The 26381-nt window shown below is 63.0% G+C and carries 26 protein-coding genes; 21 read left to right on the top strand and 5 right to left on the bottom strand.

Annotated features, from left to right (window positions below; translation table 11 throughout):
• Nucleotides 1-366 precede the first annotated feature (366 nt).
• Entirely contained in the window at nucleotides 367-639 is a 273-nt protein-coding gene (locus tag RYH74_RS01460; protein ID WP_075046700.1) for a DUF3077 domain-containing protein, read from the top strand.
• A 121-nt stretch (nucleotides 640-760) separates the two neighbouring features.
• Here the strand turns inward: RYH74_RS01460 and RYH74_RS01455 are convergent, their stop codons facing one another.
• Nucleotides 761-1783: an RHS repeat-associated core domain-containing protein gene (locus RYH74_RS01455; RefSeq protein WP_317408862.1), complete on the bottom strand. Its 1023-nt coding sequence runs from the start codon at nucleotides 1781-1783 to the stop codon at nucleotides 761-763.
• 272 nt (nucleotides 1784-2055) lie between these two features.
• On the opposite strand from RYH74_RS01455, the gene RYH74_RS01450 reads away from it, so the two are divergent.
• From RYH74_RS01450 to RYH74_RS01365, 18 genes are all read left to right on the top strand, one after another.
• A complete protein-coding gene (locus RYH74_RS01450; RefSeq protein ID WP_075046698.1) occupies nucleotides 2056-3144 on the top strand; it encodes an efflux RND transporter periplasmic adaptor subunit in 1089 nt (362 codons plus the stop codon).
• A complete protein-coding gene (locus RYH74_RS01445; RefSeq protein WP_317408861.1) occupies nucleotides 3141-4208 on the top strand; it encodes an efflux RND transporter periplasmic adaptor subunit in 1068 nt (355 codons plus the stop codon). The genes RYH74_RS01450 and RYH74_RS01445 overlap by 4 nt, the downstream gene beginning before the upstream one ends.
• Nucleotides 4205-7258 (top strand): efflux RND transporter permease subunit, encoded by a 3054-nt coding sequence (locus tag RYH74_RS01440; RefSeq protein WP_317408860.1) that lies wholly within the window; start codon nucleotides 4205-4207, stop codon nucleotides 7256-7258. The genes RYH74_RS01445 and RYH74_RS01440 overlap by 4 nt, the downstream gene beginning before the upstream one ends.
• Nucleotides 7259-7507: 249 nt before the next feature.
• Nucleotides 7508-7690, top strand: a complete 183-nt coding sequence (gene oscA / locus RYH74_RS01435; protein ID WP_003258557.1) for a sulfur starvation response protein OscA — start codon at nucleotides 7508-7510, stop codon at nucleotides 7688-7690.
• A 48-nt stretch (nucleotides 7691-7738) separates the two neighbouring features.
• Nucleotides 7739-8746: a sulfate ABC transporter substrate-binding protein gene (locus RYH74_RS01430; RefSeq protein ID WP_317408859.1), complete on the top strand. Its 1008-nt coding sequence runs from the start codon at nucleotides 7739-7741 to the stop codon at nucleotides 8744-8746.
• Nucleotides 8747-8944: 198 nt separating this feature from the next.
• A complete protein-coding gene (cysT, locus tag RYH74_RS01425) occupies nucleotides 8945-9763 on the top strand; it encodes a sulfate ABC transporter permease subunit CysT (protein ID WP_025341028.1) in 819 nt (272 codons plus the stop codon).
• Nucleotides 9764-9774: 11 nt separating this feature from the next.
• On the top strand, nucleotides 9775-10647 hold the full coding sequence (gene cysW / locus RYH74_RS01420; protein ID WP_025341027.1) for a sulfate ABC transporter permease subunit CysW: 873 nt from the start codon (nucleotides 9775-9777) through the stop codon (nucleotides 10645-10647).
• A 3-nt stretch (nucleotides 10648-10650) separates the two neighbouring features.
• Nucleotides 10651-11640 carry a sulfate/molybdate ABC transporter ATP-binding protein gene (locus tag RYH74_RS01415; RefSeq protein ID WP_013974693.1) on the top strand — a complete coding sequence of 330 codons (990 nt, stop codon included), beginning with the start codon at nucleotides 10651-10653 and terminating at the stop codon, nucleotides 11638-11640.
• A gap of 368 nt (nucleotides 11641-12008) precedes the next feature.
• Nucleotides 12009-12794 carry an energy transducer TonB gene (locus tag RYH74_RS01410; protein WP_317408858.1) on the top strand — a complete coding sequence of 262 codons (786 nt, stop codon included), beginning with the start codon at nucleotides 12009-12011 and terminating at the stop codon, nucleotides 12792-12794.
• Between the two features lie 30 nt (nucleotides 12795-12824).
• Nucleotides 12825-13544, top strand: coding sequence for a MotA/TolQ/ExbB proton channel family protein (locus RYH74_RS01405; protein ID WP_075046694.1), 720 nt, complete (start codon nucleotides 12825-12827; stop codon nucleotides 13542-13544).
• Nucleotide 13545: 1 nt separating this feature from the next.
• Nucleotides 13546-13947, top strand: coding sequence for an ExbD/TolR family protein (locus RYH74_RS01400; protein ID WP_025341024.1), 402 nt, complete (start codon nucleotides 13546-13548; stop codon nucleotides 13945-13947).
• 274 nt (nucleotides 13948-14221) lie between these two features.
• Nucleotides 14222-14803 carry an alpha/beta hydrolase gene (locus RYH74_RS01395; RefSeq protein ID WP_013974692.1) on the top strand — a complete coding sequence of 194 codons (582 nt, stop codon included), beginning with the start codon at nucleotides 14222-14224 and terminating at the stop codon, nucleotides 14801-14803.
• A 64-nt stretch (nucleotides 14804-14867) separates the two neighbouring features.
• Nucleotides 14868-15698, top strand: a complete 831-nt coding sequence (locus tag RYH74_RS01390; protein WP_274078254.1) for a sigma 54-interacting transcriptional regulator — start codon at nucleotides 14868-14870, stop codon at nucleotides 15696-15698.
• A 174-nt stretch (nucleotides 15699-15872) separates the two neighbouring features.
• Complete coding sequence (locus tag RYH74_RS01385) at nucleotides 15873-16658, top strand: MetQ/NlpA family ABC transporter substrate-binding protein (protein WP_025341021.1); 786 nt, start codon at nucleotides 15873-15875, stop codon at nucleotides 16656-16658.
• Nucleotides 16659-16961: 303 nt separating this feature from the next.
• Nucleotides 16962-17627 carry an amino acid ABC transporter permease gene (locus RYH74_RS01380; RefSeq protein WP_075047059.1) on the top strand — a complete coding sequence of 222 codons (666 nt, stop codon included), beginning with the start codon at nucleotides 16962-16964 and terminating at the stop codon, nucleotides 17625-17627.
• Nucleotides 17608-18267, top strand: coding sequence for an amino acid ABC transporter permease (locus RYH74_RS01375; protein ID WP_025341019.1), 660 nt, complete (start codon nucleotides 17608-17610; stop codon nucleotides 18265-18267). The genes RYH74_RS01380 and RYH74_RS01375 overlap by 20 nt, the downstream gene beginning before the upstream one ends.
• Complete coding sequence (locus RYH74_RS01370; protein WP_054573408.1) at nucleotides 18264-19037, top strand: amino acid ABC transporter ATP-binding protein; 774 nt, start codon at nucleotides 18264-18266, stop codon at nucleotides 19035-19037. Before RYH74_RS01375 ends, RYH74_RS01370 begins: the two co-directional genes overlap by 4 nt.
• Nucleotides 19034-19906 carry a transporter substrate-binding domain-containing protein gene (locus tag RYH74_RS01365; protein WP_015272203.1) on the top strand — a complete coding sequence of 291 codons (873 nt, stop codon included), beginning with the start codon at nucleotides 19034-19036 and terminating at the stop codon, nucleotides 19904-19906. Before RYH74_RS01370 ends, RYH74_RS01365 begins: the two co-directional genes overlap by 4 nt.
• Nucleotides 19907-20035: 129 nt before the next feature.
• Here RYH74_RS01365 and RYH74_RS01360 read toward each other — a convergent pair whose 3' ends face one another.
• Entirely contained in the window at nucleotides 20036-20854 is an 819-nt protein-coding gene (locus RYH74_RS01360; RefSeq protein WP_075046690.1) for an alpha/beta fold hydrolase, read from the bottom strand.
• A 64-nt stretch (nucleotides 20855-20918) separates the two neighbouring features.
• Nucleotides 20919-23282, bottom strand: a complete 2364-nt coding sequence (locus RYH74_RS01355) for a penicillin acylase family protein (RefSeq protein ID WP_075046689.1) — start codon at nucleotides 23280-23282, stop codon at nucleotides 20919-20921.
• An 86-nt stretch (nucleotides 23283-23368) separates the two neighbouring features.
• On the opposite strand from RYH74_RS01355, the gene RYH74_RS01350 reads away from it, so the two are divergent.
• On the top strand, nucleotides 23369-23935 hold the full coding sequence (locus RYH74_RS01350) for a sugar O-acetyltransferase (RefSeq protein ID WP_015272200.1): 567 nt from the start codon (nucleotides 23369-23371) through the stop codon (nucleotides 23933-23935).
• Here RYH74_RS01350 and RYH74_RS01345 read toward each other — a convergent pair.
• On the bottom strand, nucleotides 23914-24483 hold the full coding sequence (locus RYH74_RS01345; protein WP_075046688.1) for a DUF6436 domain-containing protein: 570 nt from the start codon (nucleotides 24481-24483) through the stop codon (nucleotides 23914-23916). The two genes, RYH74_RS01350 and RYH74_RS01345, sit on opposite strands and share 22 nt — an antisense overlap.
• A gap of 215 nt (nucleotides 24484-24698) precedes the next feature.
• Here RYH74_RS01345 and RYH74_RS01340 point away from each other — a divergent pair, with 215 nt between their 5' ends.
• A complete protein-coding gene (locus tag RYH74_RS01340) occupies nucleotides 24699-25625 on the top strand; it encodes an alpha/beta hydrolase (RefSeq protein WP_084785297.1) in 927 nt (308 codons plus the stop codon).
• Here the strand turns inward: RYH74_RS01340 and RYH74_RS01335 are convergent, their stop codons facing one another.
• Nucleotides 25626-26378, bottom strand: coding sequence for a DUF2059 domain-containing protein (locus RYH74_RS01335; RefSeq protein ID WP_003258544.1), 753 nt, complete (start codon nucleotides 26376-26378; stop codon nucleotides 25626-25628).
• Nucleotides 26379-26381: the final 3 nt, after the last annotated feature.

The raw sequence follows: 26381 nt of genomic DNA, 5'->3' as shown, positions 1-26381 counted from the left end.
CTGCACATAACCCTGTGGGAGCGGGTTCACCCGCGAAGGGGCCCTCGAGGCGTACGACTTTTCATCAACTCAAACCAAAGGCTTCAGTTGGATCGGCTTGGGAATTATCCTACGAGCCGTGTGGAAGCTGCTCTGTTGTAGGGGAAATGCCCCAGGGATAACGTCGTCGAGTCGCCAATCAAGGTGACCGGGTGTGAGAAACCCGCTCGATGTTGAACAGGCTTCCTGTCATGGCGGCCTTGCGTGGGCAGGCCTCGGCCTGGCCGGGTTCAATGTCCTCGGTTTTCTCACCCCGCGTACGGCTGCCACCCCTTATCCGTGAGAAAGATGAGCTGGCGGTTCCATAAACGACATTGGATTCCGACCATGACAACGCACGTTCCAAATCACCCAAAAAACAGCAGCACCGTCGGTAAAGAAACCTGCATGGACCTTTTCCGCGTCCAGGCCAATATCCCCTTCAACCATGCCTTCTCCGAACTCTCCGTAATGCTCGGGTGCATCAATCACCTGACGACCGAAGCCGAGATGGAAAATGACCGACTGGCTGGTAGCGCTGCGAGAATTCTCAGTGGCTTTGCCAAAGCACTGATCGATGACATCGAACTGGGACTGAACAAGGCTTCAATTCAGCTCTGACCTGTACCGGCCCTTTCGCGGGTAAACCCGCTCCCACAAGTATCCGTGCAGCCTTCATGGCTTGCACATGCCCCTGTGGGGGCGGGTTTGAACTCGAAGAAGATCTTCTACGTACGTTTTTTTATCGACCAAAGGTTTGCTGCCGGAATCCACTTATACTTTTGGGAAAAGAATTTGGGAATGGGTCAGATTTACTGTAAGTCGGAGGAGGTGATCCTGCGTTATGCTGGGTGCGGGGAGTAGAAAATGGTGTTAGAACTTCAGATGTATGGGCATTATAATGGACACGTGAGTTAACACCTGACGAGGTTTGAGGCTGCATTGGAGAGGCAGGTGCATGGGAAACGCTGTTAGAGGATGCAGCACTTTGTGGGGGATTCATGATGTTTCGTAGGCGATTAATGCTGCCGTTTTGGCGAGTAATGGTCTCTTGTTGAATCCGAACAGTTTCTCGTAGGGCATCAACGTTGTTTTCTAGGCGTTGATTGTCTTTTTTCAGCTGAGCTGATTTGAACCGGTAACGTAGGAGCGAGCCTGCCATTAGAGCCGCGGCGGCGGTGCCAAGAACTATTGATGTTATATTTAGAATATTTCGGCTTTTAGGGTCTTTTACCAAAGCTGCTGCAATAGTGGTTCCTACTGATGCGCCCCCAGTAATCATCATCGCAATATTGAGAAAATTGGCTAAAGGAAAATGACCAGTGGGATCAACGTAATTCACTGGGTCCCCGGCACAGTACGCTTTTGAGTTCAGTCCACCCTTCCCGAACGGGCTTTGGTCATCGTCGCTATAGAATCTGTAACTTCCGGGGCTGGCCAGACGATAACTGCCCAGCAAGTAACAATCTGTTGGCGTATCCAGTATCTCACCGTTGAATGCCAAGGGGTTGTTCGATTCTCCCTGGACTGTGCGATGGCCATAGGGGGTATAAGCGAACTGCGCCTTCCCGGAGTCTCTCAAGTCGCTCATGACGGTGTTGGAGTTGTCCACTGCCATGATTGAACGCGATTCCTCAGCACCTGATGTGCATAGCGCCAGGAGGCTGTCCTGATGCCGGAAAATGGAGCGTGTCACAGAGCCGTCTAGTTCGGTGCAAACATGGTTGTTTTGGTAGAAGCGGCGTGTAGTTTTTGCAGCGGCCATGGGGCCTCCGAGGGGTCAAGGGTTAACAGGGACTGGCCTCTTTTGTGATGCCACTGCCGGGGCGACCGGTTGGGTAGACTATGTAATGCCCTGGCGACAATTGGCTACTGACAGAAATGCCAGGTTTTCCACGAACAAGTTGTGCCGAGCCTGCCCTGTGACACCGGCCTCGAATGTCTCCCTTGCGCATGTGGCCAGTGCCGTTTGTCCAACCCTGAACTACGCTGACAGTCGCATCCCACGAATCATTTGCGCGCAAGCAAGGAGCCTGCATGACGTTGATACGTCCGCTGTTGGTCGTCTGCCTGGGGCTTGTGTCCCTGCTGTCGGGCTGTAGTAAGGAAGAAACCACCGAAACACTGCCACGCGTAGGCGTGCAACAGGTATCACCCACCGATTTCGCTGCCAGGGTCACCCTGACTGGCGATGTGCAGGCGCGGGTGCAGACCGACCTGTCGTTCCGGGTGGGCGGCAAGATCATTTCGCGCAGTGTCGATGTCGGCGACCACGTAAAGGCCAACCAGGTGCTGGCGCGGCTGGACCCGAAAGACCTGCAGAACAATGTCGACTCGGCCAAGGCCGAGGTGTTCGCCGCGCAGGCGCGGGTCACCCAGACCAGCGCTGCCTTCGTACGCCAGCAAAAGCTGTTGCCCAAGGGCTACACCAGCCAGAGCGAATACGATTCCGCCGAAGCCGCGCTGCGCAGCAACCAGAGCGCGCTCAAGGCCGCGCAGGCGCAATTGGCCAATGCCAACGAACAACTGAGTTATACCGCGTTGGTCTCCGAGGCCGATGGGGTCATCACCGAGCGCCAGGCCGAGGTCGGCCAGGTGGTGCAGGCGACCATGCCAATCTTCAGCCTGGCCACCGATGGCGACCGTGATGCCGTGTTCAATGTCTACGAATCGCTGCTGGTGGCCCCGCCCAGCGATGCCGGCGTGATCGTCAGTCTGCTGGACGACCCCAAGGTTCAGGCCCGTGGCTTCGTGCGCGAAATCACCCCCACGGTGTCTGCGCAAAGCGGCACGGTACAGGTCAAGGTCGGGCTGAGGGATGTGCCGCCAGGGATGCAACTGGGTGCACCGGTGACGGCCACCACCAATGCCCAGGGCCGGCCTAGTATCGAGCTGCCATGGTCGGCACTGACCAAGGCCCTGCATGAGCCCGCCGTCTGGGTAGTGGGCGAGGGTGACAAGGTAGAGCTGCGCAAGGTCGAGGTCAGCCGTTACCTCACCGGCAGGATCGTGGTCGCCAGTGGCCTGAAAGGCGGCGAGACCGTGGTGGTCAATGGCGGGCAGTTGCTGCACCCCGGCATGCAGGTGCTGAAGATCGATGCCAAGGGCAACGGGGGTGAGCTATGAAGCGCCTGCTGATGATGCTGTCGGCCGGCGTGCTGTTGGCCGGCTGCAGTAGCGAGGATGAAGTGCCGGAGCCGATTCGGCCGGTACTGTCGGTCAAGGTCGAACCCCAGGTGCAGTCGCAGCTGGGCCGTTTCGCCGGCAGTATCCAGGCACGTTTCGAAAGCACCTTGGGCTTCCGGGTATCCGGGCGTATCGCCCGGCGCTGGCTGGATGTGGGCGCCCAGGTGAAACCGGGCGACACCCTGGCCACCCTCGACCCGACCGACCAGCAGAACCAGCTTCGTGCCGCCGAGGGCGACCTGGCCAAGGTGCAGGCGCAGTGGATCAACGCCCAGGCCGATGCCCGCCGCCAGCAACAGCTGTACGACCGTGGCGTAGGCGCCCAGGCCCAGCTGGATATCGCCCAGACCAACCTGAAAACCACCAGCGCGGCGTTGGAGCAGGCGCGCTCTGCGCTCAGCCAGGCGCGTGACCAGCTCGACTACAGCACCCTGCGCACCGACCACGCCGCGGTAATCACTGCCTGGCAGGCCGAAGCCGGGCAAACCGTCACCGCCGGCCAGGCCGTGGTAACCCTGGCCAGGCCGGATGTGAAGGAAGCAGTGATCGACCTGCCGATCGGCCTGGCCGAGCAGTTGAGCAAGGGCCTAACCTTCACCGTCGCTTCGCAGCTGGACCCGACCATCAACACCACCGCCAGCCTGCGGGAACTGGAACCCCAGGCCGACGCCACCACGCGCACCCGCCGCGCGCGCCTGACCCTGGCCAGCACCCCGGCGGCCTTCCACCTGGGCACCGCCATCAGCGTGACCCTGAGTTCGGAGGTGTCGCCGCGCAGCGAACTGCCCTTGAGTGCCTTGCTCGAGCGCGACGGCAAGACGCAGGTATGGGTGATCGATACGCAGCAGAAGACCGTGGCCACTCGTGACGTGGCCCTGATCGGCCGCACCGCCGACAGCATCGTCCTGAGCTCGGGCGTACAGCCCGGCGAGCGGGTGGTGACTGCGGGCGTGAACAGCCTCAAGCCCGGCCAGAAGGTCACCTTCGACGAGGATGCGCAATGAAAGGAAGCTTCAACCTGTCCGACTGGGCACTCAAGCATCAATCGTTCGTCTGGTACCTGATGTTCGTCGGCCTGCTGATGGGGATCTTCTCCTACTTCAACCTGGGCCGTGAGGAAGACCCGTCGTTCACCATCAAGACCATGGTCATCCAGACCCGCTGGCCCGGCGCGACCCAGGACGAAACCCTGTACCAGGTCACCGACCGTATCGAGAAGAAGCTCGAGGAACTCGACTCCCTGGACTACACCAAAAGCTACACCCGCCCCGGCGAATCCACGGTCTACGTGTACCTGCGCGATACCACCAAGGCCAAGGACATCCCGGAAATCTGGTATCAGGTGCGCAAGAAGATCCAGGACATTCGCGGTGAATTCCCTGCGGGCATCCAGGGGCCCGGGTTCAACGATGAATTCGGCGATGTGTTCGGTTCGATCTATGCCTTCACCGCCGACGGCCTGACCCTGCGCCAGCTGCGCGACTACGTGGAGCAGGCGCGGGCCGAAGTGCGCGATGTGCCCAACATCGGCAAGATCGAGCTGATCGGCACCCAGGACGAAGTGCTTTACCTGAACTTCTCTACCCGCAAGCTGGCAGCCCTGGGCATCGATCAGCGCCAGGTCATGCAGGCCCTGCAATCGCAAAACGCCGTGACCCCTGCCGGTGTGATCGAGGCCGGGCCGGAACGTATCTCGGTGCGTACCTCCGGGCAGTTCACCTCGGAAAAGGACCTGCAAACCGTCAACCTGAAGATCAACGACCGCTTCTTCCGCCTGGCCGACATCGCCGATATCGAGCGCGGCTACGTCGACCCTCCTTCGCCGATGTTCCGCTACAACGGCCAGACGGCGTTGGGCCTGGCCATCGGCATGAAGGCCGGCGGCAATATCCAGGTGTTCGGCGCGGCGCTGAAAAAGCGCATGGACAAGGTGATCGAAGACTTGCCGGTGGGCGTCGGGGTGCACACTGTTTCCGACCAGGCGGTGGTGGTCAAGCAAGCGGTGGGCGGCTTCACCAGTGCGCTGTTCGAGGCGGTGGTGATCGTGCTTGCGGTGAGCTTCGTCAGCCTCGGCGTGCGTGCCGGGCTGGTGGTGGCCTGTTCGATCCCGCTGGTGCTGGCCATGGTGTTCGTGTTCATGGAATACAGCGGCATCACCATGCAGCGGATTTCGCTGGGGGCGCTGATCATCGCCCTGGGCCTGCTGGTGGACGATGCGATGATCACCGTGGAGGTGATGGTCACACGGCTGGAGATGGGCGAAAGCAAGGAGCAGGCGGCGACCTTTGCCTATACCTCCACAGCCTTCCCCATGCTTACCGGCACCCTGGTGACGGTGGCCGGCTTCGTGCCGATCGGCCTCAACGCCAGTTCGGCGGGCGAGTACACCTACACGCTGTTTGCGGTAATTGCCGTGGCGCTGATGGTGTCGTGGGTGGTAGCGGTGTTCTTCGCCCCGGTGCTCGGCGTGCACATTCTCAGCAGCGCCAAGCTCAAGCCCCACGAAGCCGAGCCGGGCCGTGTCGGCCGAATCTTCGAGCATGGTTTGTTGTGGTGCATGCGCAACCGCTGGCTGACCATCATCGGCACCGTGGTGCTGTTCGCCCTGGCGATCTTCTGCGAGCGCTTCGTGCAGAACCAGTTCTTCCCGTCCTCGGACCGCCCGGAAATCCTCGTCGACCTCAACCTGCCGCAAAACGCCTCGATCGAAGAGACGCGCAAGGTGGTCGACCGCTTCGAGGCGCGGATCAAGGACGACCCGGACCTGGTGCACTGGAGCACCTACATCGGCCAAGGCGCGATCCGTTTCTACCTGCCCCTCGACCAGCAGCTGCAGAACCCGTACTACGCGCAGCTGGTCATCGTCAGCAAGGGCTTCGAGGAACGCCAGGCCATGATGGACCGCCTGCAGAAGATCCTGCATGAAGAGTTCGTTGGCGTCGGCACCAACGTGCAATCGCTGGAAATGGGCCCGCCAGTGGGCCGACCGATCCAGTATCGGGTCAGCGGCGCCAATATCGACCAGGTACGCAAGCACGCCATCGAGCTGGCCACCTTGCTCGACCAGAACGAGCACATCGGCGAGATGATCTACGACTGGAACGAGCCGGGTAAGGTGCTGCGCGTGGAAATCGCCCAGGACAAGGCGCGCCAGCTGGGCCTGTCGTCGGAGGACGTGGCCAATGTGATGAACAGCATCGTCAGCGGCGTGCAGATCACCCAGGTCAACGACAACATCTACCTGGTCGACGTGGTCGCCCGTGCCGAGGACAGCGAGCGTGGCTCGCCCGATACCTTGCAGAACCTGCAGATACTGACGCCCAACGGCACCTCGATCCCGCTGCTTGCGTTCGCCACCGTGCGCTACGAGCTGGAGCAGCCGCTGGTGTGGCGCCGTGACCGCAAGCCGACCATCACCATCAAGGCCTCGGTCAACGGCGACATCCAGCCCACCGACCTGGTGGCCCAGCTGAAGCCGAAGATCGACGAGTTCGCCAGCAAGTTGCCGGTCGGCTTCGAAGTGGCCACCGGCGGTACGGTGGAGGAGAGCGCCAAGGCGCAGGGGCCGATCCGCAAGGTCATCCCGCTGATGCTGTTCCTGATGGCGACGTTCCTGATGATCCAGCTGTACAGCGTGCAGAAGCTGTTCCTGGTGGTCAGCGTGGCGCCGCTGGGGCTGATTGGCGTGATCATTGCGCTGGTGCCCACAGGTACGCCCATGGGCTTCGTGGCGATTCTCGGCATTCTCGCGCTGGCGGGCATCATCATTCGTAACTCGGTGATCCTGGTGACCCAGATCGACGAGTTCGAGGCCCAGGGCTTGTCGCCGTGGGATGCGGTGGTAGAGGCCACCAACCACCGGCGCCGGCCGATTCTGCTGACCGCGGCGGCGGCGAGCCTGGGCATGATCCCGATTGCCCGCGAGGTGTTCTGGGGGCCGATGGCCTACGCCATGATTGGCGGGATCATCGTGGCGACCCTGCTGACGCTGCTGTTCCTGCCGGCCTTGTATGTGGCCTGGTACAAGATCCGCGAGCCACAGAAACACAACTGAAGCCCTGCACGGATCCTGTGGGAGCGGGTTTACCCGCGAATGCGATGGTGGAACCACCGCCGCATTCGCGGGTGAACCCGCTCCCACAGGGCCTACCGTCGCCTTCGAAATTGTCTTTTGTTTTTGGTTATATAAACATTCTTAAACAGTATTTTTAAGAATAACCCCACCTCACTACTATTGCCCTCAAGCCAGGCGCAAATCCCCTTCAAACCTCAGCCCGGCACCCTCACTCCAAGGAGAACGAGCATGAGTGCATCTCTGCGTAGCATCGACGGTCAGGACGAAGCCACCATTCTGCGTGAAATCCAGAGCGCTCTGCGCGACCTGCGATTCGGTGCGGTGGAGATTACCGTGCACAACGCTCAGGTCGTGCAGATCGAGCGCAAGGAGAAGTTCCGCCTGCAGCAGCCCGGCAACAAGACCGGCTGATCGCACCACACATTCAAAACTAGAAAAATGCCAATCGGGAGCTTCACCATGTCCATCCGCCGTTATGCGCTCGCCGCCCTGGCCAGTGCTGTTTTTGCCGGTTCCGCCATCGCCAAGGACTACGAACTGCTGAACGTGTCCTACGACCCGACCCGCGAGCTGTACCAGCAGTACAACGCCGAGTTCATCAAGCACTGGCAGCAGGCCCACCCGGGCGACAAGGTGAAGATCCAGCAATCCCACGGCGGTTCGGGCAAGCAGGCCCGTGCGGTGATCGATGGCCTGCGTGCCGACGTGGTGACCCTGGCCCTGGCCGGCGACATCGATGAAGTCGCCAAGCTCGGCAAGACCCTGCCAGACAACTGGCAGACCCGCCTGCCGGATGCCAGCACCCCGTACACCTCGACCATCGTGTTCCTGGTGCGCAAGGGCAACCCGAAAGGCATCAAGGACTGGGGCGACCTGATCAAGAAGGACGTGTCGGTCATCACCCCCAACCCGAAAACCTCCGGCGGCGCCCGTTGGAACTTCCTGGCTGCCTGGGCCTATGGCCTGAAGGCCGGCGGTAGCGAAGCTAAGGCCAAGGAGTATGTGCAGGAGTTGTTCAAGCACGTACCGGTGCTGGATACCGGCGCCCGTGGCTCGACCATCACCTTCGTCAACAACGGCCAGGGCGATGTGCTGCTGGCCTGGGAAAACGAAGCCTTCCTGGCACTGAAGGAAGACGGTGGCGCCGACAAGTTCGAGATCGTCGTGCCGTCGCTGTCGATCCTCGCCGAGCCGCCGGTGGCGGTGGTGGACAAGAACGCCGAGAAGAAGGGCAATACCGAGATTGCCAACGAATACCTCAAGCACCTGTACAGCCCGGCCGGGCAGAAGATCGCCGCCGAGAACTTCTACCGCCCGCGTGACGAGAAGGTCGCTGCCGAGTTCGGCAAGCAGTTCCCGAAACTGGACCTGGTGACCATAGACAAGGACTTTGGTGGCTGGAAGACTGCACAACCTAAATTCTTCAATGATGGCGGTGTGTTCGACCAGATCTATCAGGCACAGTAAGGGCCAAGGAAAAGCGGGGCCGCGTTGCGGCCCATCGCCGGCAAGCCAGCTCCCACAGGATTACCACAGGCCCCAGGGCTGCGCGATCCTTGTGGGAGCTGGCTTGCCTGCGATGGGCTGCAAAGCAGCCCCAGGATTCAGAAGCTTGCACCGGCCCGGGATCTGTCCCGGGTTTCGTGCGTTCAACCAGGGATATTTATGTCACGCCGCATTTCCCCCGTCATACCCGGCTTCGGGCTGACGCTGGGCTACACCTTGGTGTACCTCAGCCTGATCGTGCTGATACCGCTGGCCGCCATGTTCGTGCATGCCGCGCAGCTTACCTGGGAGCAGTTCTGGAACGTCATCAGTGCGCCGCGGGTGATCGCCGCGCTCAAGCTGAGTTTCGGCACCGCCCTGTTCGCCGCCATCATCAACGGAGTAATCGGCACCCTGCTGGCCTGGGTGCTGGTGCGCTACACCTTCCCCGGGCGCAAGATCATCGATGCGATGATCGACCTGCCGTTCGCCCTGCCCACGGCCGTAGCCGGTATCGCTCTGACCGCCCTGTATGCGCCTTCGGGCTGGGTCGGCCAGTTCGCCACCGACCTGGGTTTCAAGATCGCCTACACCCCGCTGGGCATCACCCTGGCGCTGACCTTCGTCACCCTGCCGTTCGTGGTGCGGACGGTGCAGCCGGTACTGGCCGATATTCCGCGTGAAGTGGAGGAGGCCGCCGCCTGCCTGGGCGCCAAGCCGCTGCAGGTGTTCCGCCATGTGCTGGCGCCAGCGCTGCTGCCTGCCTGGCTGACAGGCTTTGCCCTGGCCTTCGCCCGCGGCGTGGGCGAGTATGGTTCGGTGATCTTCATTGCCGGCAACATGCCGATGAAGACCGAAATCCTGCCGCTGCTGATCATGGTCAAGCTCGACCAGTACGACTACACCGGCGCGACCTCCATCGGCGTGCTCATGCTGGTGGTTTCCTTCATCCTGCTGCTGCTGATCAACCTGCTGCAGCGCCGCATCGAAACCCCTTGAAGGAGGCCGGCATGTCCAGTTCATCCCTGAATGCAACCGCCGCCGCCAACGCCGCCCGCCGGGGCAGCGCCACTTCGCGGCGTATCCTGATCGGCCTTGGCTGGCTGGTGTTCGCGCTGTTCCTGCTGCTGCCACTGGTGATCGTGGTATCGCAGGCGCTGAAGAACGGCTTTGGCACCTTCTTCGAAGCGATCTTCGAGCCTGACGCGTTGTCGGCGCTGAAGCTGACCCTGCTCGCCGTGGTCATTTCGGTACCGCTGAACCTGGTGTTCGGCGTCAGCGCCGCCTGGTGCGTGAGCAAGTACACTTTCCGTGGCAAGAGTATCCTGGTCACCCTGATCGACCTGCCGTTCTCGGTATCGCCGGTGATCGCCGGCCTGGTCTACGTGCTGATGTTCGGTGCGCAAGGCCTGTTCGGGCCGTGGCTGCAGGACCACGATATCCAGATCGTGTTCGCCCTGCCGGGCATCGTCCTGGCCACCATCTTCGTCACCGTACCGTTCGTGGCCCGTGAGCTGATCCCGCTGATGCAGGAGCAGGGCACGCAGGAAGAGGAGGCCGCGCGCCTGCTCGGCGCCAATGGCTGGCAGATGTTCTGGCACGTGACCCTGCCGAACATCAAATGGGGCCTGATCTACGGCGTGGTGCTGTGCACCGCGCGGGCCATGGGCGAGTTTGGCGCGGTGTCGGTGGTGTCCGGCCACATTCGCGGCGTGACCAACACCTTGCCGCTGCACGTGGAGATCCTCTACAACGAGTACAACCATGTCGCGGCCTTCAGCGTGGCCAGCCTGCTGCTGATCCTGGCGCTCTTCATCCTGCTGCTCAAGCAGTGGAGCGAGAACCGTATTAACCGCCTGCGCCACAGCGCCGCGGAGGAATGATTCATGTCGATCGAAGTTCGTAACGTCAGCAAGCGCTTCAACAGCTTCCAGGCCCTGGACAACATCAACCTGGACATCAACAGCGGCGAGCTGGTGGCCCTGCTCGGCCCGTCCGGCTGCGGCAAGACCACGTTGCTGCGCATCATCGCCGGCCTGGAAACCCCCGACCAGGGCAATATCGTGTTCCATGGCGAGGACGTGTCCGGCCATGACGTGCGCGACCGCAACGTCGGTTTCGTGTTCCAGCACTACGCGTTGTTCCGCCACATGAGTGTGTTCGACAACGTTGCCTTCGGCCTGCGCATGAAGCCCAAGGGCGAGCGCCCGAGCGAGAGCAAGATTGCCGAGAAGGTGCATGAACTGCTGAACATGGTGCAGCTGGACTGGCTGTCCGACCGCTACCCCGAGCAGTTGTCCGGTGGCCAGCGCCAGCGTATCGCCCTGGCCCGTGCGCTGGCGGTGGAGCCCAAGGTGCTGCTGCTGGACGAGCCTTTCGGTGCGCTGGATGCCAAGGTGCGCAAGGAGCTGCGCCGCTGGCTGGCGCGCCTGCACGAGGACATCAACCTGACGTCGGTGTTCGTCACCCACGACCAGGAAGAAGCCATGGAGGTGGCTGACCGCATCGTGGTGATGAACAAGGGCGTGATCGAGCAGATCGGCTCGCCGGGCGAGGTGTACGAGCACCCGGCCAACGATTTCGTCTACCACTTCCTCGGTGATTCCAACCGCCTGGCCCTGAGCGAAGGGCATCATGTGCTGTTCCGCCCGCACGAAGTGTCGCTGTCGCGACACGAGACCGAAGGGCACCATGCGGCCGAGGTGCGGGATATCCGGCCGTTGGGCGCGACCACGCGGGTGACCTTGAAGGTAGAAGGGCAGAGCGAGCTGATCGAGGCCGAAGTGGTCAAGGACCATGACAGCCTGACCGGGTTGGCGCGGGGGGAGACATTGTTCTTCCGGCCGAAGGTTTGGCAGAAGGTGGCGGATATCTGAGTCGCCTTTGATGATGAAAAAGCCCAGGGTTGCTACTGGGCTTTTTTATGCCTGATGGATTGCCGGGGCTGCTTTGCAGCCCATCGCCGGCAAGCCAGCTCCCACATCTGTGGGAGCTGGCTTGCCGGCGATCGAGGGCGCAGCCCTCGCGGCAATCTCATGCCTTACGCGAATATTTCGCATGCCGGCAATGCATGATTGAAAACCCGCCCGGCCACAGCCCGCGAATTCCGCGGCTTTGCCACAATCCCTAAAAAACTATATTCAGTAAAGTTCTAACTATAATTTTAAACATTACTTTAAGAGATAAGCCCCTGGCCGCGATGATTCAGCCACACACCTGAATCGAGACCCCAGGAGTTTGATCAATGGGTAATGTCCAGTCGGCCGTCAGGGCCTACGACCAGCCATGGCGCCCGGCACCGGGTGACCTGGTCGACCTTGGACGCACGCTTCGCCTCCCGCTTGGCCAGCTGCGCCTGCAACGCACGCCTGTCAGCGGGCTCAAGCGCCGCGACAAGCTGGTGTTGGGCCTGCTGGTGCTGGCCCTGCATGGCGCTGCAGCGTACTGGGTCAGCCAGGCACCAACGCCCGAGCTGCCGGTGGTGCCACCGCAAGTACCGCCGATGACCATCGAGTTCGCCGCGCCGGCACCGCCTGTAGTCGAGCCACCGCCACCAGCCCCGGCACCGCCGGTGGTCCAGCCGCCACCTCCGCCGGTGGTCGACGAGCTGGCCGCCAAGCCCAAACCCAAGCCAAAGCCCGTGCCCAAGCCGGTGGTCAAGCAACAGCCCAAACCGCAGCCCAAGCCGGTCGAAGCGCCGCCGCCAGCCCCTGTGGCTGCCCCGGCACCGCCAGCGCCACCCGCCCCGGTCACCCCGGCATCGGCCAACGCGGCGTACCTGAAGAACCCGGCGCCGGAGTACCCGCAGATGGCCCAGCGCCGCGGTTGGGAAGGCACCGTGCTGCTGCGCGTCGAGGTGCTGCCCAGCGGCAAGCCCGGGCAGATCCAGATCCAGAAGAGCAGCGGTCGTGATGCCCTCGACGCTGCCGCACTGGCCGCGGTCAAGCGCTGGAGTTTCGTGCCTGCCAAGCAGGGCGACGTGGCCCAGACCGGCTGGGTCAGCGTGCCGATCGATTTCAAGCTTCGCTAACTTTTTCGCAGAACACAGGAAGACATCATCATGAGCCTGCTGGCATCCCCCCTCGAATCCGTTGAAAGCGCAGTCATCTGGCTGCTGGTCGGTTTTTCTGTCGCCACCTGGGGCCTGGCCCTGGTCAAGGTCGTGCAGTTCGTGCGGCTGAAGAACCAGGACAAACGCTTCCACCAGCAATTCTGGGCCGCCTCGAGCCTGGACTCGGCTGCCGAGCCCAGCCACGACCTGCCTGGCCCTGCCGCCCGTGTTGCCCAGGCCGGTTATGCCGCCATCGCCGTCGGTGACAGCCAGGCCAATGACCTGAGCCACGCCATCAACCATCAGGACCGCCTGGAGCGCGCCCTGCGCCAGCAGATCGTGCGTGAGCGCCGTTCGCTGGAAACCGGCCTGGCGGTGGTTGCCAGTATTGGCAGTACCTCGCCCTTCATCGGCCTGTTCGGCACCGTATGGGGCATCATGGAAGCACTCAAGGGCATCAGCGCGGCCGGCTCCGCCAGCCTGGAAACCGTGGCCGGGCCGATCGGCGCGGCACTGGTGGCCACCGGCGTGGGTATCGCCGTCGCGGTGCCGGCGGTGCTGGTCTACAACTACTTCCTGCGCCGCCTCAAGCTCACCGCGGCCGACCTCGATGACTTCGCCCACGACTTCTACAGCCTGGCGCAGAAGAGTGCTTTCCGCGTGCTGGTGCACCCGGCCGTGCACAGGCCCCAGGCCGGTTTCACCCAACCGGTGAAGGAGGCGTCCTGACATGGCCTTTTCGACCCAGGACAGCGACGAAGTTCTCAGTGAAATCAACGTCACGCCGTTGGTGGACGTCATGCTGGTGCTGCTGGTGGTGTTCATCGTCACCGCGCCGCTGCTGACCAATGCCATCCCCATCAACCTGCCCAAGACCGAGGCCGTGGCCCCGGTGGAGCAGAAGGACCCGCTGGTGGTCAGCATCGATGGTGACGGCAAGTTGTTCATCAACAAGGACGAGATCCAGCCCGACCTGCTGGAAACCAGCCTAAAGGCCGCCAAGGACAAGGACGTGGACGTGCGCGTACAGCTGCAGGCCGATGACGGCGTGAACTACGGTGAAGTGGCGCGGGCCATGGCGGCTATCGAACGTGCGGGGATCAGCAAGCTGGCGGTGATTACCGCGCGCTGAACTCGTCAACTTTCTTCAGGCAAGTGCTTAGGGGCCATATCTCTTGGCAGGGGATGGCCCTTTTTTTTGGCCGGATTTCATGGCTATCAATGCCCCCTGTGGGAGCGGGTTCACCCGCGAATGCGATGTAGGCATCACCGACGCATTCGCGGGTAAACCCGCTCCCACAAGGATTGCATTTTTGGTTATTAATAAATAGCTTCTTATTCCTTTACTGATATAACTCCCTCCCTATACTTGTCTCCAAGCACGCAAACTCACTGGAGGCGTCCCCATGCGCAATGAGTCGATTCGTTACCTGATTGTGCCGGGCTGGCAAGGATCGCCAGACAACCATTGGCAAAGTCACTGGCAGCGCACCCTGCCCAACAGTGCCCGGGTCGAGCAGCACGACTGGCTGACCCCGCAACGCCAGGACTGGGTGCAGGCACTGGAGCAGGCGATTGCCGCCGAGCGCTCGCCGGTGATTCTGATTGCCCATAGCCTGGGCTGCATAACCGTCGCTCATTGGGCCGCGCAAGCCAGCCCGGCCCTGCTGCGGCGGGTACGTGGTGCGCTGCTGGTGGCACCCGCTGACGTAGAGCGGCCAACCTGCGCGCCGGCTCTGCGCAACTTCGCGCCGATCCCGACCGAAGCACTGCCATTCCCCAGCCAGGTGGTCAGCTCGGACAACGACCCGGCCGTAAGCGTGCCAAGGGCGTTGTACCTGGCCCAGGTCTGGGGCGCCGAAGCAGGGCTGCTGACCAACGCCGGGCACATCAACGTCAAGTCCGGCCATGAGCGCTGGGAACAGGGTTTCGCCTACTTGTATCGCTTGCAGAGCCGGGTCGAGCAGCGCGCACTGCGCCGCGCCTGATCGCCCTTACTGTTTACCGTTTGCCTGACGCCCGGCCATTGAAGGCCTGGGGCGGGAGTTCGTCATGACTTTTCAAAACCCTTTTGGCCAGCCGTTGCTGACCTTCCCTGAGCTGGACAAGAGCCCGCTGAGCATCCGCGCCAAGGCGCTGGTGTTCATCGACCCACGTTCGCAGCAGTTGCGCGAGGAGCTCGAGCACCTGGCGCCACAACCCTTGCCAGTGCTGATCCGTGGCGAAACCGGTACCGGCAAGGAACTGCTGGCTCGGCAGATCCACCGTGCCAGTGACCGCAGCGGGTTGTTCGTGTCGGTCAACTGCGCGGCCATCAGCCCCACCTACGCCGATGCCGAGCTGTTCGGCTACAGTGCCGGCAGCCAGGGCGGCACAGCCAGCAGCCGCGCCGGCTGGTTCGGCTCGGCCAACGGCGGCACGTTGTACCTGGACGAGATCGCCGACTTGCCGCTGGCCATCCAGGGCAAGCTGCTGGCCGCCCTGGAAAACCGCGAGGTTACCCGGGTGGGCGCGCCGCAGCCGCAACCGGTGGACGTGCGCCTGGTGGCCGCTACCAGTATCGACCTGGCGCGGGTAGTGCGCGCAGGGCGCTTCAACGAGCGCCTGTACCAGTACCTGCGCGAGGGGGCGCTGGAGCTGCCGCCACTGCGCGAGCGGCCAGGCGATATCCTGCCGTTGGCCGAGTATTTCGTGGGCATCTACAGCGTGCGCCTGCAACGGCCTGTGCCGCTGGTGAGCGAGGCGGCGCAGCAGGCGCTGGAGGCACACCCATGGCCCGGCAACACCCGTGAACTGGAGAACGTCATCCACTTCGCCTTGCTGGTGAATGACGGCGAAGAGATCCTGGCTGAAGACCTCGACCTGCCAAACCCCGCGCGCTAGACATCGCTCATAAGCAAAGTGGCTGATGGCAGTTTGTTTTTGGAATAAGAAGCTAAATAAAAGATATTGTTACGGAATAAAAAATCTGGGTATTGTCCGCCTCACGCCCGCTGGTGAACCGGTTGGGCACCCGATTCGCCATCGTCGATGGCCCAGACCAGAACAAGGACCACCATGAAGAAGACCCTGCTGACCACTGCCCTGGCTGCTGCCCTGTCGTTTGCCGGCCTGGCTGCCGCCGCCGAGAAACTGGTGGTTGCCGCCACCCCGGTACCGCACGCCGAAATCCTCGAGCTGATCAAGCCGACCCTGGCCAAGGAAGGTGTGGACCTGCAGATCAAGGTCTTCACCGATTACGTGCAGCCGAACGTGCAGGTTGACCAGAAGCGCCTGGACGCCAACTACTTCCAGACCCTGCCGTACCTGCAGAACTTCAACGAAGGCAAGGGCACCCACCTGGATACCGTGATCGGCGTGCACGTCGAACCCTTCGGTGGTTACTCGAAGAAGGTCAAGAGCCTGAGCGAACTGAAAGAAGGCGCTACCGTTGCCATCCCTAACGAGGGCAGCAACAGCGGCCGAGCCCTGCTGCTGTTGCAGAAGGCTGGCCTGATCACCCTGAAGGACCCGAAGAATGCCCTGGCCACCCCCAAGGACATTGCCGAGAACCCGAAGAAGCTGAAGTTCCGCGAGCTTGAGTCGGCCATGCTGCCGCGCGTGCTGGACCAGGTCGACCTGGACATGATCAACACCAACTACGCCTTGGAAGCCGGCCTGAACCCGGCCAAGGACGCGCTGGTAATCGAAGGCAGCGACTCGCCATACGTGAACTTCCTGGTCGCCCGCCCGGACAACAAGGACAGCGAAGCCATCCAGAAACTGGCCAAGGCCCTGACCAGCCCGGAAGTGAAGGAATTCATCGCCAAGAAGTACCAAGGTGCGGTGCTGCCGGCGTTCTGATGCGCTTGCATTACCTTGCATGACCCAACGCCGACACCCTTGTGTCGGCGTTTTTATTTGTGGGCATAGTTACCTGTGGGAGCGGGTTTACCCGCGAACACGGGCGAAGCCCGTGCCATCCACCGCGTTGTCTGCTTCGCGGGTAAACCCGCTCCCACAAGGTCCTGCGTGCGCCGTCAGTACATGCATCCAGCGCGGAACTCTCAGTGATATGCATATGCTACAAAGGTATTTATCAAAAAGTTTTTAGATCATTAGAGTCTAGCTATCGTGCCCACGCGCACCCTGCAGACCTGCTTCACCATGACCCTCGACACCGCATTCATCCTCGGCACGCTGCCCGCCTTCCTCAAGGCCGTGGGCGTGACCCTGCAGGTCGGCCTGATCGCCATCGCCACCTCGCTGCTGGTCGCCCTGGTCAACGCCACACTGTTGGTATTACGCACCCCGTACCTGTCGCGCCTGGTAAAAGCCTACGTGGAGCTGGCCCGCAACACGCCGCTGCTGATCCAGCTGTTCTTCGTCTACTTCGCCTTGCCCAGCCTGGGCCTGAAGATTTCCGGCTTTGCCGCAGCGATCATCACCATGACCTTCATGGGCGGTGCCTACCTCACCGAGGTGCTGCGTGCCGGCATCGAGGCCGTGCCCCGTGCCCAGCTGGAGTCCGGGCGCTCCATCGGCCTGTCCGAAGGCCAGCTGCTGCGCCATGTGGTGTTGCCCCAGGCCGGCATCCTCAGCCTGCCGGCACTGTTTGCCAACTTCATCTTCCTGCTCAAGGAAACCACCGTGGTGTCGGCGGTGGCCGTGCCGGAAATTCTCTACACCACCAAGAACTACATCGCGCTGTACTACAAGACCTATGAAATGCTCACCGTGCTGACCCTGCTCTGTGTGCTGCTGTTCCTGCCGCTGTCGTTGCTGCTGCGCTATGTCGAAAGGAGGCTGCAACATGGCCAGTTCGGCGTCTGAACTGCTGCTGCAGGCATTGCCGCAGCTGGCTGGCGGCGCGGCGCAGACCCTGGCCATCTCTGCGCTGGGCATCCTCTTCGCGACGCTGGGCGGTGTGCTTTATGGAGTACTGGCAACCTTGGGCAACCGGGCCCTGAACATTGCTTTGCAGGTGTACCTGGAGCTGTTCCGTGCCATCCCGGTGCTGGTCTGGCTGTACCTGGTGTTCTTCGGCCTGCCGATCTTCCTGGCCCTGAGCATCCCCAGCTTCTGGTGCGCGGTACTGGTGCTGGGCCTGTGGGGCGCCAGCGAGGTGGGCGAGGTGGTGCGTGGCGCGCTGCGCTCGCTGCCGCGCGGCCAGCGCGAGGCGGGGTTGTCGATCGGCCTGGCCGGCTGGCAGCTGTATGGCTACGTGCTGTTGCCACAGGCGCTCAAGCGCATGACCCCACCGACCATCAACATTTACACGCGGATCATCAAGACCAGCTCGCTGGCGGTGCTGATCGGCGTGGTCGAGGTAATCAAGGCCGGCCAGCAGATCATCGAGCGCACCTACGAGTCGGTGCTGATCTACGGCGCCTTGTTCCTGTTCTTCTTCATCGTCTGCTATCCGCTGTCCGCCGCTTCACGCGTGCTGGAACGCCGCTGGGCCCACTCATGAGCGCATTGATCGAATTCCAGGGTTTCAACAAGTTCTTTGGCGAGCACCAGGTGCTCAAGGACGTCGACCTCCAGGTGGCGGCCGGCGAGGTGGTGGTCATCCTCGGCCCCAGCGGTTGTGGCAAAAGCACGCTGCTGCGCTGCCTCAACGGCCTGGAGCAGGCCCACGGCGGCCACCTGCGCCTGGCCGGGCAGGAGCTGCTCGACCCGCGCACCGATTGGCGCGAGATCCGCCAGCGGGTCGGCATGGTGTTCCAGAGCTATCACCTGTTCGGTCACATGAGCGTGATCGACAACCTGCTGCTTGGCCCGCTCAAGGTACAAAGGCGCGAGCGCGCCGAAGCCCAGGCCCAGGCCGAGGCGCTGCTGGCGCGGGTCGGCCTGCTGGACAAGCGCGACGCCTTTCCCCGGCAGTTGTCCGGGGGCCAGCAACAGCGCATCGCCATCGTGCGTTCGCTGTGCATGAACCCCGAGGTGATGCTGTTCGACGAGGTTACCGCAGCCCTCGACCCGGAAATGGTCAAGGAGGTGCTGCAGGTGATCCAGGGCCTGGCCCGCGACGGCATGACCTTGCTTATCGTTACCCACGAAATGGCCTTCGCTCGCGCGGTGGCCGACCGCATCGTGTTCATGGAGGCCGGCAGGATCCTTGAACAGGGCGACCCCGAGAGCTTCTTCACACGACCGCGGACCGCACGCGCGCAGCAGTTCCTGGAGAAATTCTCCTTCGTAGAAAGCCTGCCGAAGACACTGCACAAGGAACTGTCATGAAAACTGCCAACCTCACCAAACTGCTGGCGCCGTTGTTCGGCCTGGCCTTGCTGGCCGGCTGCAACAAGGCTGAAGAACCACCCAAGCCCGCGGCGGCCTCGCCGGCCACCAGCTACCTGGAAACCATCAAGGCCCGCGACAAGCTGATTGTCGGGGTGTTCACCGACAAGCCGCCGTTCGGTTTCGTCGATGAGCAGGGCCGCTACGTAGGCTTTGACACCGATATCGGCCGGCGCCTGGCCAAGGACCTGCTGGGTGATGAAAACAAGGTCGAGTTCGTTGCCGTGGAGCCGGCCAGCCGTATCCCGTTCCTGCAGAGCGACAAGGTCGACCTGATCCTCGCCAACATGACCGTGACCCCGGAGCGCAAGGAAGCGGTGGACTTCACCAACCCCAACCTGCGCGTTGCCGTGCAGGCCATCGTCGCGGATGGCAGCCCGGTGCAGAAGCTCGACGACCTGGCCGACAAGACCATCATCGTCACCACCGGCACTACCGCTGATATCTGGCTGACCAAGAACCACCCCGACTGGAAACTGCTCAAGTTCGAGAAGAACAGCGAGTCGCTGCAGGCGCTGGCCACCGGGCGTGGCGATGCCTATGCGCAGGACAACCTGATTCTGTTCAGCTGGGCCAAGCAGAACCCGGGGTACCGCGTGCTGCCTGAGCTGCTGGGTGACGAGGCACCGATTGCACCGGCGGTTAAGAAGGGCAACACCGAGCTGCGTGACTGGGTGAATGCCGAGCTGGCCAAGCTGGGGGAGGAGAAGTTTCTGCTGAAGCTGTATGACCAGTATGTGCGCAAGGAACTGAGCGATGACACCAAGCCGGAAAGCGTGATCGTGGAAGGGGGCAAGTGGCAGGGTTAGTCAGGTAAATAAGGCCATTGTGGGAGCGGGTTCACCCGCGAACACCGGCGAAGCCGGTGCCATGCACCGCGGTGCCTGCTTCGCGGGTGATCCCGCTCCCACAAGGGCTGCAAAGCAGCCCCGGTAATCTCACTGGTTACGCGGCAGCCAATTCAGCAAGAATTCATTCACCACCCGCGGGTTCTCCAGGCTGGAGATATGCCCCGCAAACGGAATCTGCGCCGCCAGGCAGCCAATGATCCGCGCCATTTCATTGGACTCTTCCGGCGGCCGCGGAATGTCCTGGTCGCCGCACATCAGGATGGTTCTCTCGCTCGGCAGCTGCTCGAGTTGCTCCAGCAGGTCGTGTCGTCCAAAGATTATCCGCCCCATGGGGTCGAGGCTCTCGCGAATGGTTTGTGCACTGCTTGCCTTCAGCTGGGCACGAAACCGCTCACGGATTTCAGGCACGGTCTGGCCGCCTGCGTGGAAAAAAATAGGCACAATGATGTCGAGCAGCAGGTCGCTGAATTCGCCGGCTTCGCTGGCGGCATCCAGCAAGGCGAAGTACTTGAGCCGAGTCTCCTCCGGCTCGGCGCCCAGGTAAGTGTCCATGAGCACCAGGCGATCAATTCGTTCAGGGTGGGTAGCAGCCAGCGGTGCCCCCCACATACCGCCTACCGACAGCCCGACCAGGTGGCACTTGGTAATTTCCAGTTTGTCCAGCAACGTCAGGTGCTGGCGGACCAGGCTGTTCATGTCGATGGTCGTGGCAGGCGGAGCATCGGAGCCGCCGTGGCCCCACAGCTCGGGGACGATGACGCGGAAGTGTGCTGACAAGGCTTCGATTTGTGGCTGCCACATCTCGGCGGACCACAGGTAGCTGTGGCCGAGCAGGACCGGAAAACCCTGGCCCTGGTCGATGTAGCTCATGCGGGCGCCGTCGATTTCGATGAAGTGTCTTTTCATGCAGTGGGTCTCGGCTGGAAGTGTTGTAGGGAATTCGAAAATGTCGGGGGCCGCTTTGCGGCCCCTACGGTGCTGGCACCAGACGCAAGGTACTCTGCGCCGGAATCACCCCCATCTGCGCTTTCTGGTACTGCCCCTGCACATACCCTTCGGCCTGATCCGCAAAATGCCTGTCGAACGGCACGCCACTCTGCCCGACCGGGTTGGTGGTCAGCGCCTGCCCGGCATCGGCAAAGTCGACCAGCCGCCGCGTCGACGGCCCATAGGTCACCGGCCATGGCGCCGGGCCGATCTTCGCCGAGAGGTTGTTCGGCACTTCATGGGTGCCCGGTGCGGCGAACGGGCCGACGTTGAACAGCAGGTTCAGCGGCTTTTTAACCCCCAGCGGGTGGTTGTGGGTCAGGGTATGGGCCTTGCCCCACTGCCAGCTGGCCGGGTCACTGCCCAGGGTGTCCCGCAGGTGCTTCAAGCTGTTCTGCCACGCCGTGCGCACTACGGCGGTACGGTCGGTGCCCTGGTTGGCTCCGCGGGTGTTCCACCACGGCGAATCGGCATCCGCCGCCAGGCGCGGCAGGGCTGCGTCGATGGCGCGGGTGCTGATCAGCACCGGGAACCAGGTGTCGCCCAGCTCGTCATGCAGGGCCGCGAATGCCAGCTCATAGAGGAACTGGTTGAACAGCGTGGCACTGGTCGAGTCGAGCGGGTAGTCGCCGCTCCAGGCTGCCAGTTGCTCGACCAGTTCCTTCTCTTCGTCGCCTTCGGCCACTGCGCGCAGCGTTGCCAGCAGTGGTGCAAGGGTGCGCGGGCCATGGTCGCTGGCAGTGTCCAGCTGCAGCGCCTGGCTGTTTTGGGTATCCCACTTCACCTCGGCGTTTGCCAGGTGGCGGTCGAGCTGGCGGCCTCGGTCCGGCAGGTTGTAGTAACCGGGTATCGGCACCGCCGCCGGAGGCTGGTAGTTGGCCGAGACAATGTAGCCGCGCGCCGGGTTCTCCTGTTGCGGGTTGACGCTGAAGGGATAGAAGCCGAGCTTGTCGGCCTGCGCACTGGCACCGTCAAGGATGAACGCGGGGTCGACGCCGTCGGGGCGGATCGGCAACTGCGCCGCCGCCCACCAGCCGATATCGCCACGGGCATTGGCCCACACCAGGTTCAGCCCCGGCGCATGCACCTTGGCCGCGGCCTCGCGCATCTTGCCCAGGGTATCGGCGCGGTTGAGCTGGTAGAAGCCGTCGAGGATCGGGTTTTCGGTTTCCAGGAACGCCCACCACATGGCGATTGGCGTGGGCCCGGCAGTGGCGCCCAGCACGTCGTTGACGATCGGGCCATGGGGCGAGCGGCGCAGGCTGAGGGTGACCGGTGCTTCGCCTTTGACGGCGATCTGTTGCTCAGTCTTTTCCATTGCCTGCCATTTGCCATCGACCATCACCTGGTTGGCGTCGGCCGGGTTGATGCGCTCGGCGATCAGGTCGACGTCGTCGTTCTGGAACATGGTCAGGCTCCAGCCGAAGTCGCGGTTGTGGCCGAGCAGGGCGAACGGGTTTAGCGCCTGGAAGTAGCCATACAGGTTGAAGCCCGGCGCCGACAGCTCTGCCTCGTACCACACTGCCGGCACCGCAAAACCGATGTGCGGGTCGCCGGCCAGCAGCGGCCTGCCGCTGCGGGTGCGGCTGCCGGCCACGGCCCAGGCGTTGCTGCCCTCGAATTGCGGGATGCCCGCATCGCCCAGCGCGTCATGGCTGAGGCGGGCGAGGGCCTCCAGGCTTTGCCAGTCGGCAGCGGCTAGCGGTGTACTCAAGGCGCCCTCGGGCTGCCAGGCGAGATCGAAGATGTGCAGGTACTCAGGGCCCAGCTGGTCGCGGATGTAGGTCAGCGCGGGCTCGGTGCGAAACGCGGCGGCAAAGCTGTAGGCCAGATAGCCGGCGATGCTCAGGGTGTCTTCGGCGCTGAATGGGCGCGGGGTAATGCCGAGCAGGTCGAATTCCATGGGCTTGGGGTGGCTGGCCTGCCAGCTGTTCACCCCGTCGAGATAGGCTTGCAGGGCTTGCCAGGCGGGCGATTGCCGGTCCTGACGCTTGGCCATCAGTGCTGCCTGTTCGCGAATGCGCAGGCTGCGGAACAGGGTGTCGGTGGGCAGCAGCTTGTCGCCCAGCACCTCGGCCAGCTCACCCCGGGCCAGGCGGCGCAGGATCTCCATCTGGAACAGCCGGTCCTGGGCATGCACGTAACCGAGGGCACGGTACAGGTCCGGCTCGCTCTGCGCCTGCAGGTGCGGCACGCCGCGGGCATCGTAGCGCACGCTGACCGGCGCCTGCAGGCCGGCGATGGCCACCTCGCCCTCGCGTTGCGGCAGCTTGCCCTGCACGTACCAGTATCCGGCGCCGGCGGCCACGGCAACCACCACGGCCAACAGGGTCAGGCTGCGCTTCATGCAGGCTCCTTGTGCGTTCAAGCGAAAAATGTGGTCCGATGATCGGCGGATTCGCGAACAGAGCATAGCCCCAGGAAGGAGTTTCCATGTCCCTCAGCGAAAAACAGAAAATGCTTACAGGCCAGCTCTATCACGCTGGCTGCCCCGAGCTGCAGGCCGAGCAGATCGCCAACAAGCACTGGATGCACCGCTACAACAGCAGTGTCGAGTTGCTCAACGACGCACGTCATGGGCTCCTGGTAGAGCACTTTGGCCAGGTCGGCGAAGGCGCGGTGATCCGCCCGCCGTTCTATTGCGACTATGGCTACAACATCAGCGTCGGCCGTAACACCTTCATGAATTTCAACTGCGTGATCCTCGATGTGCTGCCGGTGCGTATCGGTGATGACTGCCAGATCGGCCCCAACGTGCAGATCTATACCGCCGACCACCCGCTCGACCCCGAGGTGCGTCGCACTGGGCTGGAGAGTGGCCGGCCGGTGACCATCGGCAACAACGTGTGGATCGGCGGCGCGGCGATCATCCTGCCGGGGGTGACCATTGGCGATAACGCCGTGGTGGGTGCCGGTAGTGTGGTCACCCGTGACGTGCCGGCAGGCGCGGTGGTGGTGGGCAACCCTGCGCGGGTGCGTCAGCCGGCCCAGGGGCAGTAGCAGCCCACCGCCAGGGTATTGGAGGCACTCACCTGGCGGCCGTCGAGCAGCGCCTTGAGGATCGGTTCGATGAAGCTGTTGCTGGCATTGCACACGGCGCCTTCGCTGTAGGGGCCGAAGTAGGCCAGGTGGCCTTGCCGGTCCCAGATGGCCACGGCCGGGGAGGCGGGCAGGTGTTCGCTGCCGGGCACGCTGGCGAGTGGCTTGAGGGCGGTGAGGTTGGCGGGCAGCTGGCCGTGGCTGTCGGGCTTTTGCAGCACGTGGAAGGTCACGCCCTGGCTGGCGAACTGGTTGACCAGGTCGCCCAGATGCTGCTGGTTGCCGACGTTGCACGGGCAGGCCGGGTCCCAGAAATGCACTACCCGGATCGGGCCGGGGCCGGCCAGCTCGGGGGGCAACTGCAGCTGGCTGCCGTCGAACAGCGTGGTTTGATTGTCGAACGGGCGCAGGTAGCGGGCCTGGAAGGTGGTGTAGGCCTGCCAGACCAAAGTGGTGCAGAGCAGCAAGGCGAGGGCGATCAGGACTGGTTTGGCAAGGCGGGTCGGCATGGATGTCTGCGGGTTTCTTGTGTGGGTTCACTGGCCCTATCGCCGGCAAGCCAGCTCCCACAGGATATCACCAGGCCTGAGGCCGGTAGGCAACCTGTGGGAGCTGGCTTGCCGGCGATAGGGCCGGTACAGGTGACACATAGTCCAAGCTTGCCACGACGCCAGCCAGAGCTGAATATCCCAGATCAATACTTGCTTCACTGTGGATGTACCCGATGCCCGCTGCCTTTCACCCCGACCTCCTGCGCACCAGCCTGGCGCCGTTGACCGCTCGCCAGCCGTTGTCGGCGCAGGCGCAGGACTACCAGCGCTTCTATGGCCTGAACCTGTCGGCCCGCAGCTGGCTGGGCGGCTTCCAGGCCGCAGGCTTCGAGCTGGTCGGGCAGGCCTGGCTACCCGAGCAGCCGAGCGCGACGCTGTTCCTGCTGCACGGCTATTACGACCATATGGGCCTCTACCGGCATGTGATCGATTGGGCGCTCAAACAGGGTTTCGCCGTGATCAGTTGCGACCTGCCCGGCCATGGCCTGTCCAGCGGCGAGCGGGCCAGCATCAGTGATTTCGCGGTTTACCAGCAAGTGCTGGAGGCTTTGTTCGAACAGGCGCGCACGCTGCAACTGCCGCGCCCCTGGCACCTGTGCGGGCAAAGCACCGGTGGCGCCATCGCCGTGGACCACCTGTTGTACCAAGGCGCGCGCAGCCCCATCGATGGCCAGGTCATCCTGTTGGCGCCGCTGGTGCGGCCCTGTGCCTGGCGCTGGTCGAAGCTGAGCTATCGCGTGTTGCGTCACTTCGTGAATGGCATCGAGCGGCGCTTCAGCGAGAACACCAATGACCCGACCTTCCTGCCGTTCCTCGAAGCCGACCCGCTGCAACCGCGCCGCCTGCCTACAGCCTGGGTGGGTGCCTTGATTGCCTGGGTCAAACGCATCGAGGCCGCGCCGCGCAGCACGCGGCGGCCGTTGATCGTGCAAGGAGAAGCGGATGGCACAGTGGATTGGCCCTACAACCTCGAAGTGCTCAAGGCCAAGTTCGCCGAACCGCAGATTCTGATGCTGCCCGAGGCCCGTCACCACCTGGCCAACGAGCTGCCGGGCATTCGCCAGCGCTACTTCGACTTCATCGATCAGCGCCTGGGCTGATCACTTCAGGTCGCTGCTGCTCTGGCCAACCGCCAGGCCTGCGCGAACGGCGGCCAGGGCGGCCTGGTAGTAAGCCTTGCCGTCTGGCGACTCGGCAAAGGTGGCGAACTCTTCCAGCTCGGCATCGGACAGGTCGCGATAGACATACAGCAGGGTGTTGTTGAGGTCTTCGCCGATCTGGCCCATCAGGCGCTGGCGCTGGCCGTCGAGCAGGTTCTGGGCCTGGCCGCCGCCGAACAGGCCGGGGATCATCGAGCTGAGGCTGTCGGCCGCCACGCCGGCGATGGCCAGGCTCACTTCGGCGCCGGCTTCGCGCGCCGGCAGGGCCTGGGCCAGGTGGCCGATTATCAGCAGGCGGTCATCGCTGGCCTGGATCTTCGGCAAGCCCTTGGCATTCCTGGCCAGTTCGTCCTTGCGTGTGGCCTTGAGCTCCGCAGCCACCACCTTGCGCCCCAGCGGCGACCGGAAGAAGGCCAGCGCTGGTGCCGGGTTGGCCAGGGTTGCGCGCAGCTGCGCCTGGGCGCGACGGTCCACCGCCTGGGCCTGGAAGCGCTGGTTGCTGTTGTTTACCAGCGCCTGGTACACGGCGGGTGGCAAACTGTTGCGGTAGCGTTCCTGGGCGGCGGTCAGGGCATCATTGAAATGGGCGCGCTGGTCGGGCCAGCCGGCGGCCTTGTACAGTTGATCCAGGTTGTCTGCCCAGACAGGCACGGTGCAGATCATCAGCAGAATCAGGGAAAACAGACGGCGCATTCA

It is taken from the genome of Pseudomonas sp. LSJ-87 (assembly GCF_032971465.1).
Lineage (GTDB): Bacteria > Pseudomonadota > Gammaproteobacteria > Pseudomonadales > Pseudomonadaceae > Aquipseudomonas > Aquipseudomonas putida_Z.
This window is presented reverse-complemented; position numbering and strand designations above follow the sequence as displayed.